At 72.8% G+C, this 19,273-nt stretch carries 15 protein-coding genes; 12 read left to right on the plus strand and 3 right to left on the minus strand.

Annotated elements, in window-relative coordinates; translation table 11 throughout:
* Positions 1-33 precede the first annotated feature (33 nt).
* A complete protein-coding gene (gene thrC, locus ACIBO1_RS12205) occupies positions 34-1,083 on the plus strand; it encodes a threonine synthase (protein WP_396744819.1) in 1,050 nt (349 codons plus the stop codon).
* 74 nt (positions 1,084-1,157) lie between these two features.
* Positions 1,158-2,366: an acyltransferase gene (locus tag ACIBO1_RS12210; RefSeq protein WP_396744589.1), complete on the plus strand. Its 1,209-nt coding sequence runs from the start codon at positions 1,158-1,160 to the stop codon at positions 2,364-2,366.
* A gap of 12 nt (positions 2,367-2,378) precedes the next feature.
* Here the strand turns inward: ACIBO1_RS12210 and ACIBO1_RS12215 are convergent, their stop codons facing one another.
* Positions 2,379-2,942, minus strand: coding sequence for a TetR/AcrR family transcriptional regulator (locus ACIBO1_RS12215; RefSeq protein ID WP_396744592.1), 564 nt, complete (start codon positions 2,940-2,942; stop codon positions 2,379-2,381).
* A 76-nt stretch (positions 2,943-3,018) separates the two neighbouring features.
* On the opposite strand from ACIBO1_RS12215, the gene ACIBO1_RS12220 reads away from it, so the two are divergent.
* From ACIBO1_RS12220 to ACIBO1_RS12230, 3 genes are all read left to right on the plus strand, one after another.
* Positions 3,019-4,923: an ABC transporter ATP-binding protein gene (locus ACIBO1_RS12220; protein ID WP_396744595.1), complete on the plus strand. Its 1,905-nt coding sequence runs from the start codon at positions 3,019-3,021 to the stop codon at positions 4,921-4,923.
* A 9-nt stretch (positions 4,924-4,932) separates the two neighbouring features.
* Positions 4,933-8,217 (plus strand): efflux RND transporter permease subunit, encoded by a 3,285-nt coding sequence (locus ACIBO1_RS12225; RefSeq protein ID WP_396744598.1) that lies wholly within the window; start codon positions 4,933-4,935, stop codon positions 8,215-8,217.
* Positions 8,218-8,326: 109 nt separating this feature from the next.
* The gene (locus ACIBO1_RS12230) at positions 8,327-9,571 is read left to right on the plus strand and encodes an MFS transporter (RefSeq protein WP_396744601.1); all 1,245 of its coding nucleotides are present in this window, start codon (positions 8,327-8,329) and stop codon (positions 9,569-9,571) included.
* Between the two features lie 10 nt (positions 9,572-9,581).
* Here ACIBO1_RS12230 and ACIBO1_RS12235 read toward each other — a convergent pair whose 3' ends face one another.
* Complete coding sequence (locus tag ACIBO1_RS12235; RefSeq protein WP_396744604.1) at positions 9,582-10,058, minus strand: hypothetical protein; 477 nt, start codon at positions 10,056-10,058, stop codon at positions 9,582-9,584.
* Positions 10,059-10,176: 118 nt separating this feature from the next.
* On the opposite strand from ACIBO1_RS12235, the gene thrB reads away from it, so the two are divergent.
* The 4 genes from thrB (at position 10,177) to prfA (ending at position 15,332) form a co-directional block, all read left to right on the plus strand.
* On the plus strand, positions 10,177-11,130 hold the full coding sequence (gene thrB, locus ACIBO1_RS12240) for a homoserine kinase (RefSeq protein ID WP_396744607.1): 954 nt from the start codon (positions 10,177-10,179) through the stop codon (positions 11,128-11,130).
* 296 nt (positions 11,131-11,426) lie between these two features.
* Positions 11,427-13,499: a transcription termination factor Rho gene (rho, locus tag ACIBO1_RS12245; protein WP_396744610.1), complete on the plus strand. Its 2,073-nt coding sequence runs from the start codon at positions 11,427-11,429 to the stop codon at positions 13,497-13,499.
* A gap of 425 nt (positions 13,500-13,924) precedes the next feature.
* Positions 13,925-14,149, plus strand: coding sequence for a 50S ribosomal protein L31 (gene rpmE, locus ACIBO1_RS12250; protein ID WP_350692447.1), 225 nt, complete (start codon positions 13,925-13,927; stop codon positions 14,147-14,149).
* A gap of 94 nt (positions 14,150-14,243) precedes the next feature.
* Positions 14,244-15,332, plus strand: coding sequence for a peptide chain release factor 1 (prfA, locus tag ACIBO1_RS12255; RefSeq protein ID WP_396744613.1), 1,089 nt, complete (start codon positions 14,244-14,246; stop codon positions 15,330-15,332).
* Positions 15,333-15,338: 6 nt separating this feature from the next.
* Here the strand turns inward: prfA and ACIBO1_RS12260 are convergent, their stop codons facing one another.
* Entirely contained in the window at positions 15,339-16,889 is a 1,551-nt protein-coding gene (locus ACIBO1_RS12260; protein ID WP_396744615.1) for a diguanylate cyclase domain-containing protein, read from the minus strand.
* 84 nt (positions 16,890-16,973) lie between these two features.
* Between ACIBO1_RS12260 and prmC the strand changes: the two genes are divergently transcribed.
* Genes prmC through ACIBO1_RS12275 form a run of 3 tightly spaced genes read left to right on the plus strand, consistent with a single transcriptional unit; the run spans position 16,974 to position 19,180 of the window.
* A complete protein-coding gene (gene prmC, locus ACIBO1_RS12265; RefSeq protein WP_396744822.1) occupies positions 16,974-17,924 on the plus strand; it encodes a peptide chain release factor N(5)-glutamine methyltransferase in 951 nt (316 codons plus the stop codon).
* Positions 17,924-18,568 (plus strand): L-threonylcarbamoyladenylate synthase, encoded by a 645-nt coding sequence (locus ACIBO1_RS12270; protein WP_396744825.1) that lies wholly within the window; start codon positions 17,924-17,926, stop codon positions 18,566-18,568. Before prmC ends, ACIBO1_RS12270 begins: the two co-directional genes overlap by 1 nt.
* Positions 18,569-19,180, plus strand: a complete 612-nt coding sequence (locus tag ACIBO1_RS12275; RefSeq protein WP_396744618.1) for a phosphotyrosine protein phosphatase — start codon at positions 18,569-18,571, stop codon at positions 19,178-19,180.
* The last annotated feature ends 93 nt before the right edge of the window (positions 19,181-19,273 follow it).

A 19,273-nucleotide genomic window follows, 5' to 3' on the forward strand; every position in this document is an offset into this window, starting at 1 on the left:
CCGGTGACGGGTACGAGAGGCGAGGAGAGCGGCATGTGGCGGGGTCTGATCGAGGCGTACCGGGACCGGTTGCCGGTCACCGACGCCACGCCGGTCGTCACGCTGCACGAGGGGAACACGCCGCTGCTGCCCGCGCCGGTGCTCTCCGCGCGGCTCGGCTGCGACGTCTACCTCAAGGTGGAGGGCGCCAACCCGACCGGGTCGTTCAAGGACCGGGGCATGACGATGGCCGTCTCCAAGGCGGTCGAGGCGGGTAACAAGGCGATCATCTGCGCCTCCACCGGCAACACCAGCGCCTCCGCCGCCGCGTACGCGGCCCGCGCCGGGGTGACCTGCGCGGTGCTGGTGCCGCAGGGCAAGATCGCCCTCGGCAAGCTGGCCCAGGCTCTGGTGCACGGCGCGAAGCTGCTCCAGGTCACCGGCAACTTCGACGACTGCCTGGCGTTGGCCGCCAAGCTCGCCCAGGACTACCCGGTGGCGCTGGTCAACTCGGTCAACATCGACCGGCTGCACGGCCAGAAGACGGCCGCGTTCGAGATCGTGGAGGCGCTCGGCGACGCGCCGGACATCCACTGCCTGCCGGTCGGCAACGCCGGCAACATCTCCGCGTACTGGATGGGCTACGTCGAGGACCGCGACGCCGGCAACGCCACCCGCACCCCGAAGATGTACGGCTTCCAGGCCGCCGGTGCCGCACCGATCGTGACCGGGCAGGTGGTGCCCGAGCCGTCCACGATCGCCACCGCCATCCGGATCGGCAACCCGGCGAGCTGGACGAAGGCGTTGGACGCCCGGGAGGCCAGCGGCGGCCTGATCGAGGCGGTCACCGACCGGGAGATCCTGACCGCGTACCGCCTGCTGGCCCGGGAGGTCGGCGTCTTCGTGGAGTTGGGCAGCGCGGCCAGCGTGGCGGGTCTGTTGCAGCAGGCCGCTGCCGGTCGGGTGCCGGCCGGGTCCACCGTGGTCTGCACCGTCACCGGGCACGGCCTCAAGGATCCGGAGTGGGCGATCACCACGGCGCCCGCGCCGGTCACCATCGCCAACGACCCGCTCGCCGCCGCCCGTTCGCTCGATCTCGCCTGAGGCAGCCAAACCGACACTTGCTCCTTTATGGGCATTTTGGTCGCAAAGGCGTCTTCTGGCGGTACAACTATGGGGTGGCTACCGACCCGGTGGCTGCCGAGGCTCGGCGGACACCCGACGCGACAGGCGTCGCGCCCGTGGTGGCCGCGCAGTCACGGACCTCCTACCTGGACCTGCTGCGCGCTGCGGCACTGGCCCGGGTGCTGCTGTACCACGCCACCGGGTGGCTGTGGCTGAGCCTGCTGGTGCCGGCGATGGGCGTCATGTTCGGCGTCGCCGGCGCGTTGCTCGCCGCGTCGCTGGACCGGTACGGCACCCGTGCCGTCGGCCGTCGGATGCGGCGGCTGCTGGTGCCGTTCTGGGCCTTCGGCGCGACGGTGCTGGTGCTGGTGGCCGTCGCCGGTCAGGTCTCCGGCACGCCGAGCGGGTTCGGTTGGGGCGACGTCTGCTGGTGGCTGCTGCCGCTGCGGGTGCCGTCGGCCGGCGCGATGTCCTGGGGGTGGGCGTTCACCGTCGGCCTCTGGTACGTCTCGACGTACCTGTGGCTGACCCTGCTCTCACCGCTGCTCCTGCCGTTGTACCGCCGCTGGCCGTGGCCCGTGCTGGCGGCGGCCACCGCCCTGCCGGTGTGCGCTCATCTCGCCGGGGTGACCCAGTTCTACTTCGTCGTGTCGTACCTGCCCTGCTGGCTGCTCGGTTTCGCCTACCACGACGGACTGCTGCGGCGGGTGCCGGCCCGCCTCTACCACGGTCTGGTCCTGGTGCTGGCCACCGTCGGTGGCACCTGGGTGCTGCTCGCCGCCACCACGGGTGCGCCGGGCGAGCTCAACCACATCCCGGCCGGTTCCACCATCTGGTCGATGGCCTGGGTCGCGGCGCTGTTGCGGTGGGCCCCCCGGTCGACGGCTGTTGCCCGGTCGACCGGGGAGGTCCGGCCGACGCGGGGCGGCGGGCTGCTGCGCCTGGTCAACGCCCGGGCGCTCACCGTCTATCTGTGGCACATCCCGGCCAGTGCGGCGATCACCGCCCTGCTCATGCCGTGGCTCTCCTTCGACTCCGTCGCCCACGTGGGGATACGGCTGGTCGGGATGGTCCTGCTGACGGCCGTCGCGGCGCTGGCCGTCGGGTGGATCGAGGACCTCGCCGCCCGGCGGCATCCACGGCTGCTGGGGGTGGGCGCCCCGGCGGTGCCCCGCTCGACGCGCCGTGGTGGTGCGGGCGTGCCGCGTGGACGGACCGCCGTCGACGGGCCGATGCCGCCGGTCGGGGCTGAACGAGGGTGAGCCGGCGGAGGGTCAGCCCCGGGGTGCGACAGCGCCGGCGACGGTCCGGATGACCAGGCCGAGGGCCTCGTGCCGGGAGACCTCGTGGGAGGCCAGGTAGCTCCAGCCGGCGTAGAGCTGGGACCAGAGCACCGACTGCACCCACGGCGCGGGCAGCGCCGGGTCGATGCTGCCGTCGGCGTGGCCGCGCGCGATCATCGCGTAGAAGTCGTCGTCGCAGACCTCGGTGCCCCAGACCGGGTCCTCGATGATCGTCGGCTCGGCGAAGACGAGCGAGAGCAGGTCGCCCAGGTCGAAGTACTCCGCGCAGAGGCGGAGCAGCGCCTCGGCGCCGGTGCCGTCGGCCAGGCGGGCGCGTCCGGTGGCCTCGTTGAGCCGGTTCGCGCCCTCGGCGGCCACGGCGGCCAGCAGGTCGGAGCGTTCGGCGAAGTAGCGGTGCAGGGTGGTCCGGCCGACCTGGGCGGCGGTGGCGATCTCGCTCAGGCTGGCGGCCTGGTTGTGGCTGAGCACCTCGATCGCGGCCTGCAGGATCGCCTGCCGGGTCCGCGCCCGGCTGCCGCTCTCGTCGGTGGTCATCACGCCGGACAGGTTACCAACGTACAAATTCGGAATATTGCTTGCCCGTAGTGGAACAGTGATGTTCCATTGCCGAGTGACTGTGACCGCCGTACCCGCCGCGACCGAATCGGAGCCGACCGCCCCGACCGCCCCGAGGGCCCGGACCCGGCTGCTGCTGACCTACCTCCGGCCGCACTGGCCGGCCATGCTGGTCGGGCTGCTGCTAGGCCTGGTCGCCAACGCGGCCGGGCTGGCCACCCCGCTGGTGACCAAGTGGGTGCTGGACACCCTCGGCGCCGGTGAGTCGCTGGCCCGACCCGTCGCCGTGCTGCTGGTGCTCGTGGTGGTCGGTGCCGCCATCTCGCTGTGGCAGTGGATCCTGATGGGCCGCATCGCCGAGCGGGTGGTGCTCGACGCCCGCACCGGCGTGATCCGCCGCTACTTCGCCGCCCGGATCGACCAGCTCACCCACCGCTCCGGCGGTGAACTGGTCACCCGGGCCACCTCCGACCCCGCGTTGCTGCACCAGGCGTCCGGCAGCCTGGTCGGCCTGACCAATGGTGCGTTGGCGCTGGTCGGGACGCTGGTGCTGATGGGCGCGCTCGACCTGGTGTTGCTCGGCGCCACCATGGTCGCGGTGGTCGTGGTGGCGGTGCTGATGGGACTGCTGCTGCCCTCCATCGGCCGTGCCCAGGAGGCGGCCCAGGAATCGGTCGGGCGGTTCGGCGGGGCCCTGGAAGGCTCACTGCGCGCCATCCGGACGGTCAAGGCCAGCCGCGCCGAACAGCGTCAGACGTCGGCGCTCACCACGCACGCCCGCGACGCCGCCGAGCACGGACTTCGCGCCGCCCGGCGCAGCGCCCTGGTGTGGACGATCTCCTGGACCGGCATCCAGCTCGCGGTCATCGTCATCCTGGGCGTCGGCGCGGCACGGGCCGAACGCGGCCTGATCGAGGTGTCCACCCTGATCGCGTTCCTGCTCTACGCCTTCGGGCTGATGGGGCCGATCAGCGAGCTGACCCAGAATCTCACCGCCATGCAGGCCGGGATCGCGGCGGCCGGCCGGCTCCGCGAGATCGAGGCGGTGGAGGTCGAACCCGGCTCGTCGCCGACCACCACGGCCGCCGCGCCGGAGCCCGTACCGCCGGTCGGCACCGTCGGACACCGCGACCCCACCGGGCCGGTGCTGACGCTGCGAGGCGTCACCGCCCGGTACGCGCCCTCGGCGCCACCCGCCGTGCGGGGCATCGACCTGGAGATTCCCCGCGTCGGCCACACCGCGCTGGTCGGGCCCTCGGGGGCCGGCAAGACCACCCTGTTCTCCCTGCTGCTGCGCTTCGTCGAACCGGAGCACGGGGAACTGCTGCTCGACGGCGGCCGGTACGCCGACCACACCCCGGCGCAGATCCGTGGCCGACTGGCCTACGTGGAGCAGGAGGCGCCGGTGGTGCCCGGCACCATCGGGGACAACCTGCGCTTCACCCATCCGGACGCGAGCGACGACGAACTGTGGACCGCGCTGCGGGCGGTGAACCTGCACGAGAAGGTGAGCGGGTTGGCGCTCGGGTTGGACACCCCGTTGGCCGCCACCACCGTCTCCGGCGGCGAACGGCAGCGCATCGCGCTGGCGCGGGCGGTGCTGCGTACGCCGGACGTGCTGTTGCTCGACGAGGCCACCTCGCAGGTCGACGGCCTGACCGAGGCGGTGGTGAGCCGGTGCGTCCGGCAGCGGGCCCAGGAAGGGGCCGTGGTGACGATCGCGCACCGACTCTCCACCGTGCTCGACGCTGATCAGATCGTGGTGATGGAACGGGGACGGATCCGCGCCGTCGGGGACCACGCCACCCTGCTGCGCACCGACGAGCTGTACCGGGACCTGGTGGCGTCGCTGCGGATCGGCACCGCCGAACCGGTGCCCGCCGGGTCCGCCCCGGACACCGACGGGCGGACCGGGTCGGGCACACTGCTCGTGCCCTTCGAACGTCTCCCCCAGGAGTGAGCCACGCCGATGTCGCTGCTCGCCAGATTCAGCCTCGCCAACCGAGGGCTGGTCGCCCTCATCGCGGTGGTGACCACGGCGTTCGGTGCGTACGCCGTGCCGTCGCTGAAGCAGCAACTCCTGCCCTCGTTGGAGTTCCCCGCCGCGTTCATCGTGGCGTCCTACCCCGGTGCCGGGCCCGAGGTCGTCGAGTCCCAGGTGACCGTGCCGATCGAGAACAGCCTGCAAGGCATTCCCGCGCTGGACACCGTCACCTCCACCTCCCGCGAGGGCCTGAGCACCATCCAGGTGCAGTACGAGTTCGGCACCGACCTGGACGACGTGGTCAACCGGATGCAGACCGCGCTCAACCGCACCCGGCTGCCCGACGAGGTCGAGCCGCAGGTGATCGCGGGCAGCACGGACGACCTGCCGGCCGTGGTGCTCGCCGCCAGCGGCGGTGACGACGAGCGCGCCCTCGCGGCCACACTGCGGGACACGGTGGTGCCCGAGCTGGCGGCCATCGAGGGCGTACGCGGCGTCGAGCTGACCGGCGTCCGCGACGACCTGGTGGTCATCACCCCGGACCCGGCCAAGCTGACCCGCGCCAAGGTGCCGCCGACCGCGATCGGCACCGCGTTGCAGGCCAACGGGGTGTCGGTACCCGCCGGAGCGGTCCTGGACGGCAACCGGGCGCTGCCGGTGCAGGTGGGCTCGCCACTGACCACGCTGGACGACCTGCGGGCCGTCATCGTCGCACCGGCAAGGGGCAAGACCGCTCCGGTCCGCCTGGGCGACGTCGCCACGGTCTCCGAGCAACTCGCCCCGGCCACCGCGATCACGCGTACCAACGGTCGGGAGAGCCTGGGCATCGCGGTCACCGCCGACCCGGACGGCAACGCCGTGCAGATCTCGCACGCGGTCGCCGACCGGCTCGACGACCTGCGGGCCGCCACCGGCGCCGAGCTGACCGTCGTGCTCGACCAGGCCCCGTTCGTGGAGAAGTCGATCAAGACGCTGAGCACCGAGGGCCTGCTGGGCTTGATCATGGCCGTGGTGGTCATCCTGGTGTTCCTGCTGTCGATCCGCTCCACCGTGGTCACCGCGGTCTCCATCCCGCTGTCCGTGGTGGTCGCGCTGCTCGCCCTCTGGATCGGCGACTACTCGCTCAACCTGCTCACCCTCGGCGCGTTGACGGTCGCCGTCGGGCGGGTGGTGGACGACTCGATCGTGGTGCTGGAGAACGTCAAACGGCACCTCACGTACGGCGGGCCGAAGCGGGAGGCGATCCTCACCGCCGTCCGCGAGGTGGCCGGAGCGGTCACCGCCTCCACGCTCACCACGGTCGCCGTCTTCGCGCCGATCGCCCTGGTCGGCGGCTTCGTCGGCCAGCTCTTCGCACCGTTCGCGATCACGGTCACGGTGGCGCTGCTGGCTTCGCTGCTGGTCTCGCTGACGGTGGTGCCGGTGCTCGCGTACTGGTTCCTGAAGCCGGTCACCGGCGCCGACGGGGCAGCCGTGCGCCGCGCCGCCGAGGAGCGGGAACTGCGCAGCCCGTTGCAGCGGGCATACCTGCCGGTGATCCGGTTCGCCACCGGACGGCGGGCGTTCCGCTGGGCCACCCTGGCGGCCGGGCTGGTGGTGCTGCTCGGCACGTTCGGCCTGGCCCGGCAGTTGGAGACCAACTTCCTGGACGACTCCGGCCAGGACACCCTGAACATCCGGCAGGAGCTGCCGGTGGGCACCGGGCTGGTCGGCACCGACGCGGCGGCCCGAAGGGTCGAGGCGGTGCTGGCGGAGACGCCCGGGGTGCGGTCGTACCAGGTCACCGCCGGTGGCGGCGACTCGCCGTGGGGCGGTGGCGCCGGCAACAACGTGGCCAGTTACGCGCTGCTGCTCGGCGAGGAGACCGACGCCAAGGAGATGCGCGGCATCCTGCGGGACCGCATCGGGGCGCTCGGCGCCGAGGCGGGCGAGATCACCTTCCCGGCGGGCCAGGGCGGGGCGTCCGCCAACGAGCTGGCCGTGGTGGTGCGCGCCGCCGACCCCGAGGCGCTGACCCGGGCCGCCGAGCAGGCCGAGGCGGTGTTGACCCGCCTCGGGGGCGTCGAGGACGTCTCGTCCACCCTGACCGAGCAGGTGCCGCGGGTGGAGGTGACCGTCGACCGGACGGCCGCCAGCCGGGCCGGGCTCACCGAGGCCGCGGTCGGTCAGCTCGTCGCGCAGGCGTTCCGGGGTACGCCGCTGGGCCAGGTGAGCCTGGACGACGGTGCGCGCGACGTGGTGCTGCGGCTGTCCGCGCAGCCGCCGACGACCGTGACCGAGCTGCGCGAGATGCGGGTCGGCGCGGTGAAGCTGGACGACATCGCCGAGGTCACCGAGACCACCGGACCTCAGCAGGTGCGGCGGATCGACGGTGAGCGCAGCGTCTCGGTGACCGGCACGGTCACCGGCTCCGACCTGGGCGCGATCAGCAGCGAGCTGCAACGCGAGCTGGACGCGATCGACGTACCCGGAGCGACCCTGACCATCGGCGGGGTCAGCACCGAGCAGCGGGACACCTTCGCCGATCTCGGTCTGGCCGTGCTGGCCGCGATCGCGATCGTGTTCCTGATCATGATGGCGACCTTCCGCAGCGTCGTACAGGCGCTGATCCTGCTGGTCTCGATCCCGTTCGCGGCCACCGGCGCGGTCGCCCTGCTGCTGGCCACCGGCACCGCGTTGAGCGTGCCGGCGCTGATCGGCGTGCTCATGCTCGTCGGCATCGTGGTGACCAACGCGATCGTGCTGCTGGACCTGGTCAACCAGTACCGGGCACAGGGGATGGGCGTCCGGGAGGCGGTGGTCGAGGGTGGACGGCACCGGCTCCGCCCGATCCTGATGACCGCCATCGCGACCATCTTCGCGTTGACGCCGATGGCCTTCGGGCTCACCGGCGAGGGCGGGTTCATCTCCCGACCGCTGGCGATCGTGGTGATCGGCGGCCTGCTCAGCTCCACCCTGCTCACGCTGATCCTGGTGCCCACGCTGTACGCCATGGTGGAGGACACCAAGGCGTCGGTGCGGGGCTGGCGTCGGGGCCGGTCCGGCTCGACGCCCGAAGACGAGCCGCGCGAGGTCGAGCCCGCCGAGGCGACCGGCGACGAGCCGGCCGGCGGGGAGGCGGATCCGGCCGCGCCGGCCGCCGAGGAGCGCAGACCGGAGAGCCGACCGGTGCCGGCGGCGCCCACCGGCGCGCTGATCGAGAACACCGACCAGTTCGAGGTGCTCCGGCTGCCGAAGACCCGCAACTCGCCGTTCCCGCCCACTGAGTGAAAGGAGGGGTCCCCTACTAACGCCTCGTGCATAGCAGGGGACCCCTCCTTACATCCGGGTGTCCGCGCCCCGACTCACCGGGGGAGGGCGGCCGGGTAGGGTCCGGCTCGTGGCGTCCACCGTCGGGGTCATCACCCGTAACCGGAACTTCCGCAGCCTTTTCCTGGCCCAACTGGTGGTCTTCGGCGCCGACTGGTTCGTGATGGTGCCGCTGCTGGTCCTGTTGCCGCAGCTCACCGGCAGCGGCGTGTGGGGCGCGCTGGTGCTGGCCGTGGACACCGGCATCGTGGCGTTGCTGCTGCCGTACACCGGGACCATCGCCGACCGGTTCGACCGCCGCAAGATCATGATCGCCGCGAACGCGGCCGCGCTGGTCGGCGCCCTGCTCCTGCTCGGCGTACGCGACGCCGACACGGCCTGGCTGGCGATGCTCGGCATCGGCGTGATCGCGGTGGCCAAGGCGTTCTACTCCCCGGCCGCGCAGGCGGCCCTGCCGAACGTGCTCGACCCGGAGGAGTTGGCCGCGGGCAACGCGGTGGCCGGGTCGGCCTGGGGCACCATGACCGTCGTCGGCGCCTCCCTCGGCGGCGTCCTCAGCGCGGCCGCCGGGCCGTACGTCTGCTTCTGGGTCGCCGCCGTCGCATTGGTGCTCGCCGCGGTGCTGGCCACCCGGATCCGCCGACCCCTCCAGGCGCCGCGCGAGCGGGACGAGGCGCCGCCGCAGACCTGGGCGGCGATCCGCGAGGCGTTGGGCTACATCGCGCACCGCCCCCGGGTGCTGGCCCTGGTGACGGTGAAGTCGGCGGTCGGCCTGGGCAACGGCGTGCTGACCGTCTTTCCGCTGCTGGCCGGGGTGTACGGGGTCGGCGCGCTCGGCACCGGCCTGCTGTTCGCGGTACGCGGCGCGGGCGCGCTGGTCGGCCCGATCCTGATGCGTCGGGTGCTGACCAACCGGGCCTGGTTGCTGCCCGGACTGGCACTGTCCATGTCGGCGTACGGACTGGCCTATCTGGGCACCTCGGTGGTGCCCTGGTTCCCGCTGGTACTGGTGCTGGTGTTCGTGGCGCACTTCGCCGGGGGCAGCAACTGGGTGATGTCGAACTTCGCGTTGCAGGGCGAGGTTCCGGACCGGTTGCGGGGCCGGGTGTTCGCCACCGACATGATGCTGGCGACGCTGGCGATCTCGGTCAGCCAGCTCGCGGTCGCCTCGGTGGTGGACGTGGTGGACGAACGGATCGTGCTGGCCAGTTGCGGCCTGGTCACGTTGACGTACGCGATCGGCTGGCGGGTGGCCACCCGACGACTCTCGCTCGCCGCCGTGGCGCCGACCGTCGCCGAGACGACGACCCGGTAGAACCGCCCCGCTAGCGGGTGACGGTGGGCGGTCGGTACGGGTCCGCCGAAGGTCCGTACGGGTCGGCCGGCGGCTGGTACGCGTCCACCGGAGGTTGGTCCGCGTCGACCGGTGACGCATCCCAGGCTGTGGGGGCGCCCGGTCCGGTCGGGCCCGGTGCCGGGCCGCTCCGCCGGCTGGCCAACGCGGCCGCGATCAGCAGCCCGAGCCCGGCCGGGAAGAGCAACGCGTGGATCACTCCGACCACCAGGGACAGCGCGCCGAAACGAGCGGGACCCTCGGCGGCCACCCAGGGCAGGGCGACCGACCACGCGGTGCTGAACAGCGAAAGGACCAGGAGGACGGCGAGCCCGGCCAGCAGCAGGCGGCGGACCGCCTCCGGCAGCCGCCCCCGGGCGGAGGCCGCCAGTACGCCGCCGGTGATCAGCACCGCCAGCGTCGGCAGCTCCATCGCCACCTGCACCAGCAGATATCTGAAGTCGTACACGCAGTCCTCCCGAAGCCGTCGGTCTGGGCAGACTAGGACCTGTCGGCAAGCGTGCTCAGGCGGAAGCTGCGTCCCAGGGGACGGGCGGCGTGCCGGACGTCGCCGCTGGGGCCCTAGCATGGGCGGCGTGCCGACCACATTCGCCGCCGGCCCGGTCCGGGTCCGGGTCCCCGCCACCAGTGCGAACCTGGGTCCCGGCTTCGACGCCCTGGGCCTCGCCCTCGCGCTCTACGACGACGTCGCCGCCGAGGTGACGGCGGGTGGCGTGACCGTCTCGGTGGCCGGTGAGGGCGCCGACGACCTGCCGGCCGACGACGGGCACCTGGTGGTACGCGCCATGCGGGCGACCTTCGACGAACTCGGCGGCCAGCCGTCCGGGTTGGCGTTGGAGTGTGTCAACCGGATCCCGCAGGCACGTGGGCTCGGTTCCTCCTCGGCGGCGATCGTGGCCGGCGTGCTGCTGGCCCGGGCCCTGGTGGTCGACGGGGAACAGCGGCTCGACGACGACGCCGCGCTGCGGCTGGCCGCCCGGATCGAGGGACATCCGGACAACGTCGCGCCCTGTCTGCTCGGCGGGTTCACGCTGGCCTGGACGGAGTCCGCCGGTGCGCGGGCGGTGTCGTTGCCGGTGGCCGAGGGCGTACGCCCGACGGTGCTGGTGCCGACCGAGCGCGGGCTGACCGCCTCGGCGCGGGCGGCGCTGCCGGCGACCGTGCCGCACGCTGACGCCGCGCTCAACGCCGGGCGGGCGGCGCTGCTGGTGCACGCGTTGACCACCGAGCCGGATCTCTTGCTGCCGGCCACCGTCGACCGACTGCACCAGGGTTATCGCGCACCGTCGATGCCGGGTACGGCCGCAGTGGTCGACGAGTTGCGTGCGGCCGGTGTGGCCGCCGTGGTCAGTGGGGCCGGACCGACCGTGCTCGCTCTGTCTGAGCTGCCGGAAGGCTTCGACGCGGGAACAGAATGGCAGGTTCTGCAGTTGCCGATAGACGTACCCGGCGCGCAGGTCGAGCAGGGTAGACTCGGACACGCGGAGCGGGACCCTGTTGCCGCAGGTCGGAAGAGTTGATTACGCTCTAGACTTAGCACAGCCGCGAAGCATGCGATCTCCTGCGGGTCGGCGCACCCCCGAAGCTCTCGGCGGTAAGCCCGTCACCCCTGCTTAGGCATACGCCGCACCGCAGTCTTCACTGGTCGCCGCAGACGGCGAAACCCGCTCTCCGGCTTCCTGGAGGGTCGGGCGACCGACCGGCTGCTGTGTCACAGACTCCCGCGAAGCGTCATGCGAGGCGGGTGCACCGAGGCCGCCCGGCCACCTGTTAGTCGATTCCGGGCAGTCCCGGCCTTATCGAGGGAAGGAATCCATTGAGCGACACCACCGACGTGACGTCGGATGTTTCCAACGTCGCTGGCGATGCCACCACCGCTGCCCCTGCCCGGCGTCGGCGCAGCGGCACCGGCCTGTCGGCGATGCTGCTGCCGGAGCTGCAGAGCCTGGCCGCGTCGCTCGGCATCTCGGGTACGGCTCGTATGCGCAAGGGCGAGCTGATCAGCGCGATCTCCGAGCGCCAGGGCAGCGCCGCCGGGGCCCCTCGACCACGGGCCGAGGTCGCGGCGGCCGCCGCACCGGTCCGCGAGGAGGTTCACGCGGAGGTTCGCGACGCGGGTGAGCGGCCGGAGGCCGAGCGCCGCGCCGAGCAACCGGCAGCGAGCGTCGAGACCGAGGGCCGTAGCCGGACCCGGCGCAGCCGGGCCACCGCTGCTGCGGAGCCCCGGACCGAGGAGCCCCGGACCGAGGAGCCCGCCGCCGAGACCGGCGAGCGCACCGAGGGCCGGTCCGGCCGCGAGCGCGGCGCCGAGCGTGGCGACCGTGCCGAGCGTGGCGACCGTGCCGAGCGGGGCGACCGTGCCGAGCGGGGCGAGCGCACCGAGCGCGGCACCGACCGTGCGGAGAAGACCGACCGCGCCGAGCGTGGCGAGCGTGGCACCGACCGCGCCGAGCGTGCGGAGCGGGGCGACCGTGGCGACCGCACCGAGCGGGGCGAGCGCACTGAGCGCACCGAGCGGGGTGACCGGGGCGAGCGCAACGACCGTAGCGACCGCAGTGACCGTGGTGACCGCAACGACCGTGGTGACCGGGGCGAGCGCGGGCAGCGGGCCGACCGCGACAACGACGGTGACGACGACGAGGGCGGCGGTCGGCGTAGCCGGCGCAGCCGTTTCCGGGACCGTCGACGCGGTCGTGGCGACCGTAACGAGGGCGGTGGCGGCGACAGCGGCGGTCGCGAGCCGCAGGTCGGCGAGGACGACGTGCTCGTCCCGGTGGCCGGCATCGTCGACGTGCTCGACAACTACGCCTTCGTCCGGACCACCGGCTACCTGGCCGGCGCGAACGACGTGTACGTGTCGATGTCCCAGATCAAGAAGTACGGGCTGCGGCGCGGTGACGCGATCACCGGCGCGGTCCGCGCGGCACGCGACGGCGAGCAGCGGCGGGACAAGTACAACCCGCTGGTCCGGCTGGACACCATCAACGGGATGGAGCCGGACGAGGCCAAGCGTCGCCCGGAGTTCTACAAGCTCACCCCGCTGTACCCGCAGGAGCGGTTGCGGCTGGAGACCGAGCCGCACATCCTCACCACCCGGGTGATCGACCTGGTCATGCCGATCGGCAAGGGCCAGCGGGCGCTGATCGTCTCGCCGCCGAAGGCGGGTAAGACGATGGTGCTCCAGGCGATCGCGAACGCGATCACGCACAACAACCCGGAGTGCCACCTGATGGTGGTGCTGGTGGACGAGCGGCCCGAAGAGGTCACCGACATGCAGCGGTCGGTGAAGGGCGAGGTCATCGCGGCCACGTTCGACCGTCCGCCGCAGGACCACACCACTGTCGCCGAGCTGGCGATCGAGCGGGCCAAGCGCCTGGTCGAGCTGGGTCACGACGTGGTCGTCCTGCTCGACTCGGTGACCCGGCTCGGCCGGTCGTACAACCTGGCGGCGCCGGCCAGCGGCCGGATCATGTCGGGTGGTATCGACTCCACCGCGCTGTACCCGCCGAAGCGGTTCCTCGGCGCGGCCCGGAACATCGAGAACGGCGGCTCGCTGACCATCCTCGCCACCGCGCTGGTGGAGACCGGTTCGATGGCGGACACGGTCATCTTCGAGGAGTTCAAGGGCACCGGTAACGCGGAGCTGAAGCTGGACCGGAAGATCGCCGACAAGCGGACCTTCCCGGCCATCGACATCCACCCGTCCGGTACGCGCAAGGAGGAGATCCTGCTCGCGCCGGAGGAGCTGGCCATCGTGCACAAGCTCCGCAAGGTGCTGCACTCGCTGGACTCGCAGGCGGCACTCGACCTCCTGCTGGACCGGCTCAAGCAGTCCCGCACCAACATCGAGTTCCTGATGCAGATCGCCAAGTCGACGCCGGGGGAGTGACCTCCACCGGGTGAGACCTGCGTCGAAGGGGCGCGGCCGATCCGGTCGCGCCCCTTCGTCGTACCGCCGAAGGTTTCTCTGCCGCCACGCCGGACCCACACGCCTCTCCTGTGCCGCCTTTGCTCTGCTTCAACCGGCGCATCGGTTCGGGCGTCTCCGCCGCGTGGGGTGAAGCAGAGCAAAGGGCGGCGGGTGGTAACCGTGCCGCCGGCGTGTCGGCAGGTCGGAATGCGCCAGCCCGTGCGGGGAATGCGCAGAGCGGGTCCGGCGTTGACCTGGCCGACCAGCCGGTACGGCCCGCTTCGCGGGTCGGCTGGGCCCCATGGCAGACTGGTCAATCGGCCACCGGTTCCGGTTCACGCCCCGATCGCGCGCACTGGCGCGCGAGGGCGACCCGGCGACCACGACGAGAGGACCGAGGCGAGATGAAGTCCAACATCCACCCGGAGTACGTGACCACGAACGTCACCTGCTCCTGCGGCAACAGCTTCACCACCCGCAGCACCGCGAAGGGCGGCTCGATCCACGTCGAGACGTGCAGCGCCTGCCACCCGTTCTACACGGGCAAGCAGCGCGTCCTGGACACCGCGGGCCGGGTCGCGAAGTTCCAGCAGAAGTACGCCAAGGTTCAGGCCAAGAAGGCCAAGTAGCTCCTGGTCCGACGCCCGCGTCCGGTTTCTCCCGGACGCGGGCGTCGTCCGTCTGTCGTCCGGTCTCCCCGCCGTCCAAGGAGCGATCCGCAGCATGAGCAGCGAGCGCCTGGCCGCCCTCCTCGACGAGTACGCCGAGCTGGAGAAGCGTCTGGCCGACCCCGCCATCCACGCCGACCAGGGCACCGCCCGTCGGGTCGGCCGCCGGTACGCCGAGCTGGTGCCGCTGCACAAGGCCGCCGGGGAGCTGGAGCAGGCCCGGGCCGACCTCACCGCGGCACGGGAGCTGGCCGCCGAGGACGCGTCGTTCGCGGCCGAGGCGGAGACGATCGCGTCGACGCTGCCGGCCCTGGAGGAACGCCTGGCCGAGCTGCTCATCCCGCGCGACCCGCACGACGCCAAGGACGTCATCGTCGAGATCAAGGCCGGCGAGGGCGGCGAGGAGTCCGCGCTGTTCGCCGGTGACCTGCTGCGGATGTACACCCGGTACGCGGAGCGGCGGGGCTGGCTCACCGAGGTGATCGACGCGCAGGACTCCGACCTCGGCGGGGTCAAGGACGTCTCGCTGGCGATCAAGACCAAGGGTGTGCCCGACGGAGGCCACGGCGTCTGGTCCCGGCTCAAGTGGGAGGGCGGCGTGCACCGGGTGCAGCGGGTGCCGGTGACCGAGTCGCAGGGGCGGATCCACACCAGCGCGGCCGGCGTCCTGGTGCTGCCGGAGGCCGAGGAGGTCGACGTCACCATCGACCCGAACGAGCTGCGGATCGACGTGTTCCGGTCGTCCGGTCCCGGTGGCCAGTCGGTCAACACCACCGACTCGGCGGTGCGGATCACCCACCTGCCGACCGGCATCGTGGTCTCCTGCCAGAACGAGAAGTCCCAGTTGCAGAACCGGGAGCAGGCCCTGCGGATCCTGCGCGCCCGGCTGCTGGCCGCCGCGCAGGAGCAGGCCGACGCCGCCGCCTCGGACGCGCGCAAGGCGCAGGTCCGTACGGTGGACCGCTCGGAGCGGATCCGCACCTACAACTTCCCGCAGAACCGGATCACCGACCACCGGATCGGCTACACCGCGTACAACCTGGATCTGGCCCTGGCCGGCGACCTGGACGGCGTGCTCGACGCGCTCAGTGAGGCGGACCGGGCCGCCCGCCTGGCCGGCGACCCGGAGCTGACCCGTCGCTGACGCCGCTCAGGCGCTGCGCGGCCGGACCTTGGCCTGCAACATCTCGCGGTCGGCGGCCTCGAACGCGGCGCCGAGCGCGTCGCGTTGTCCCGGCCCGGCGGCGCCCACCTCGGCGAAGCCGATGCTGACGCCGACCGGCGTGCCGGGCACCAGCGACTCCCAGTCCTCGGTCCGGATCGCGGCGTCGATCCGGCGCGCGACCTCGGCGGCCTCGGACATCCCGGCACCGGCCAACACCACGACGAACTCGTCGCCGCCGTAGCGGGCCACGAAGTCGCCCCGGCGCATCACCCGGTTGATCACCCCGGCGACCCGCTGGAGGACCAGGTCGCCCGAGTGGTGGCCGTGCCGGGTGTTGACCGCCTTGAAGCCGTCCAGGTCGCAGACGCCGATCACCACCCGTTCGCCCCGGGCGACCACCGCGGCGATGTACCGCTCCAGTCGGCGCCGGTTCGGCAGCCCGGTCAGCGGGTCGGTCAGCGCCTCGCCCTCGAACCGGGCCGCCTCGCGACGCATCTCCTCGTGGTCGATCCGGGCGGCGATGCCGTCGATGTAGACGTCGCGGAGCCGGTCGTGTCGTTGCGCGGCGAGCCGGAAGGCCAGCCGGTCGGCGCGGTGCGCCGCCGCGTGGTCACCGGCGCGGGCCAACGCGATGCTGCGCAGGCGTGCCGGTTCGGCCGCGCCGAGCGTCTCGGCGGAGACCTGGACGGCGTCCAGGCGGGTGACCGCCTCGATCGGCCGACCGGCCGCCACCGCCAGGCAGGCCTGGCCGAGCTGGCGCATGTCGCGGGCCCGTGCGCTGTCCGCGCCGTGGCCGAGCAACCGGGCCGGGTCGGCCCCGGACGGCGAGTCGATCACGTCGCCGAGGGCGGCCCGGCGGGCCGCCGCGTAGCCGTACGCGGCCAGGCTGCTCGGTCGCAGTCGGTCGGCGCGGCCGGCGGTGACGAACCGGTCGAGGTCGGTGGCGACGTCCCGCAGGACCCGCAGGCACCCGTCGCTGTCGCCGGTGTGGTCCAGGGCGACCGCGTTGCGCAGTCGGATCCCGGGGGCGGCGAACGTCTCCTCCGGGATGCCGGCGGCGGTGCCGAGCTGGCGGGCCCGTTCGATCGCGCCCAGCGCGTAGCCGTGGAAGCTGAGGTAGGAGTACGCCATCGCCAGGTCGTGCCAGCCCCAGGCGGTGTCGCGGTCCGGGTCGTCGACCGCGCCCAGCGCCCGGGCGGCCTTAACCAGGTGCGTCACGCAGCGGTCCAGCGCGCCCTGGTGGTGGGCGGCCAGCGCGGCCAGCGCGTTGAGGTGACCGTGCAGGTACGGTTCGGCGAGGTCGCGTACGGCGGCGGACGCCTCCTCGATCGCCCGGGTGTACTCCGCCGTGCGACCGAGATTGATCAATGCGGAGAGCCGCTGGACGAGCGCGTCGGCGCGGGCCCGGGAGTCGCTGCTGGTGCACAGCACCCGGTCCAGGATCGCGGACGCCTCGGCCGAGCGGCTCACCTCCTGCAACGCCCGCGCCTTCGTCAGGGCGTCAACCTGGTCATCGACCCGGTCGAGCCAGCCCACCCCTCGACCTCCCGTCGGTGTGTCGCCGGATGCACCCGCTTATGCACGTGCACCGCGACGACTCATGATTATGGCGTGACCTCCGTGCCGCAACACCCGTCCGAAGGGACGAGACGAGAGCGCCCCGCCGTCGTGCTGGCGCGGGCTGCCCGGATCCTGGCCGACGCCGGGCTGCCCTCGGCCCGCGCCGAGGCGGAACTCCTGGCCGCGTACGTGCTGGCGGTGCCCCGGGGGCGGCTGGCGCTCGCGGACGGCTTCACCGACGAGCAACGGGCCCGCTTCGAGGCGTTGGTGACCCGGCGTTCCCGGCGGGAGCCACTGCAACACCTCACCGGCAGCACCGGCTTCCGGCATCTGGAGCTGGCCGTCGGGCCGGGTGTCTTCGTGCCCCGTCCGGAGACCGAACTGCTCGCCGGCTGGGGCGTCGAGCGGGCCGCCGAGCGGGCGGCCGACGGGGAGACCCCGGTGGTGGTGGACCTGTGCAGCGGATCGGGTGCGATCGCGTTGTCGGTGGCGCAGGAGGTGCCGGCGGCCCGCGTGGTGGCGGTCGAGCGCGCGCCCGCCGCGGTGACCTGGCTGCGTCGCAACGCGGCGACCCGGGAGGCGGCGGGGGATCGGCCGATCGAGGTGGTGACGGCCGACGTGACCGCACCGGACCTGCTGGCGGAGCTGGTCGGTCGGGTGGACGTGCTGCTCTGCAACCCGCCGTACGTGCCGCTCGCGGTGGCCGTGCCGCCGGAGGTGGCCGGGCACGACCCGGCCGAGGCGGTGTTCGGCGGGGACGACGGTCTGACCGTGATCCGTCCGGTGGTGCGGCGGGCGGCGGACCTGCTGCGTCCCGGCGGCGCCGTCGGCGTGGAGCACGACGACACCCACGGCACCTCGGTGCCCGAGCTGCTCGCCGCCGACGGCCGGTACACCGCGATCACCGCCCACCACGACCTCACCGGCCGGTCCCGTTTCGCCACCGCGTTCCGTCGCACGGACCACCGGCGACCCGCGACGGGCGACACGTGGCAGACTGGCTCCTCGTGATGCTCTACGACTGCCGGTCCCTCGCCGACCGGGACCGCGGCATCGCTGCGGCCATCGAGGCGGTGCGCAACGGCGAACTGGTCGTCCTGCCGACCGACACCGTGTACGGGGTCGGTGCCGACGCGTTCACGCCGTACGCGGTGAAGGCGCTGGTGGACGCCAAGGGTGGGACGCAGGCGTCGCCGCCGGTGCTGATCGGCTCCCGACACACCCTCGACGGTCTGGTCTACACGCTGCCGCAGGCCGCCCGGGATCTGGTGGAGGCGTTCTGGCCGGGGGCGCTGACCATCCTGGTGAAGCACTCGGCGAGCCTGCGGTGGGACCTCGGTGACGACAGCGGGGTGGTGGCGGTCCGCATGCCGCTGCACCCGGTGGCGCTGGAGGTGCTGCGGGAGACCGGGCCGATGGCGGTCGCCTCGGCCAACAAGATCGGCCGTCCGGCGGCGCAGACCGCCGACGAGGCGCGGGAGCAGCTGGCGTACTCGGTGCGGGCCTACCTGGAGGCCGGACCGGCCGTCGACCCGCTGCCCAGCACGATCGTCGACCTGACCGGCGACGTGCCGACGATGGTCCGCGAGGGCGCCATCGACCTGGCCCGGCTGCGCGACGTGGTGCCGGAACTGGTCGAGAGCCGGGTGGCGTGAATGCCTCCGTTCACCGTCCTGCACGTCTGCATGGGGAACATCTGCCGCTCGCCGATGGCGGAGCGGCTGCTCACCCTCGCGGTGGGCCAGCGGCTGGCCCGGCGTGACCTCGACCCCGGCCGGGTGGAGGAACTGCTGCACAGCCACAGCGCGGGCACCGGGGGCTGGCACGCCGGCGAGGAGATGAATCCGCCGGCGGCCCGCCAGGTGACCACCCGGGGCGGCACCGTGACCGGCTTCGCCGCGCGGAAGCTGCGCTCCGATCACATCGACGCCGCGGACCTGGTCCTGACCGCCACCGCCGACCAGCAGGAGTACGTGGTGGCGCTGCGCCCCGACGCCGCCGCGCGCACCTTCGTGCTGGGCGAGTTCGGTCGGCTGCTGACCGCGCTGGACCGCGACGGGCTGCCCTCGGCCGAGGCCACCCCGGACGCGGTGTACGCCCGGGGTGTGGCGGTGGCGGAGGCTGCCAACGTCGCCCGCCAGGGTACGTCCCTGCTGCCCAGCGACGACCTCGACGATCCGTGGGGACGCGGCGACCAGTGCTTCAGCCGGGTGGCGGACGAGATCGAGGAGACGATCCACCCGCTCGCGGCGATCCTGTTGCCCTGATCGGTGAACTTCCTCCGGGTTTGAGGAAAACCGGGGTGCAAAGGGTGGTTAGCGCCATTCTGGGAGGGTCCTGACGGCTCCTGCGGGGAGAGC

It is taken from the genome of Micromonospora sp. NPDC049903 (assembly GCF_044460945.1).
Lineage (GTDB): Bacteria > Actinomycetota > Actinomycetes > Mycobacteriales > Micromonosporaceae > Micromonospora.

What these genes read in the sequence shown, in the direction of transcription:
- thrC (WP_396744819.1), top strand. Translation starts at nt 34, where the DNA reads ATGTGGCGGGGTCTGATCGAGGCGTACCGGGACCGGTTGCCGGTCACC.
- ACIBO1_RS12215 (WP_396744592.1), bottom strand. Translation starts at nt 2,942, where the DNA reads ATGACCACCGACGAGAGCGGCAGCCGGGCGCGGACCCGGCAGGCGATC.
- ACIBO1_RS12225 (WP_396744598.1), top strand. Translation starts at nt 4,933, where the DNA reads ATGTCGCTGCTCGCCAGATTCAGCCTCGCCAACCGAGGGCTGGTCGCC.
- thrB (WP_396744607.1), top strand. Translation starts at nt 10,177, where the DNA reads ATGGGCGGCGTGCCGACCACATTCGCCGCCGGCCCGGTCCGGGTCCGG.
- rpmE (WP_350692447.1), top strand. Translation starts at nt 13,925, where the DNA reads ATGAAGTCCAACATCCACCCGGAGTACGTGACCACGAACGTCACCTGC.
- prfA (WP_396744613.1), top strand. Translation starts at nt 14,244, where the DNA reads ATGAGCAGCGAGCGCCTGGCCGCCCTCCTCGACGAGTACGCCGAGCTG.
- ACIBO1_RS12270 (WP_396744825.1), top strand. Translation starts at nt 17,924, where the DNA reads ATGCTCTACGACTGCCGGTCCCTCGCCGACCGGGACCGCGGCATCGCT.
- ACIBO1_RS12275 (WP_396744618.1), top strand. Translation starts at nt 18,569, where the DNA reads ATGCCTCCGTTCACCGTCCTGCACGTCTGCATGGGGAACATCTGCCGC.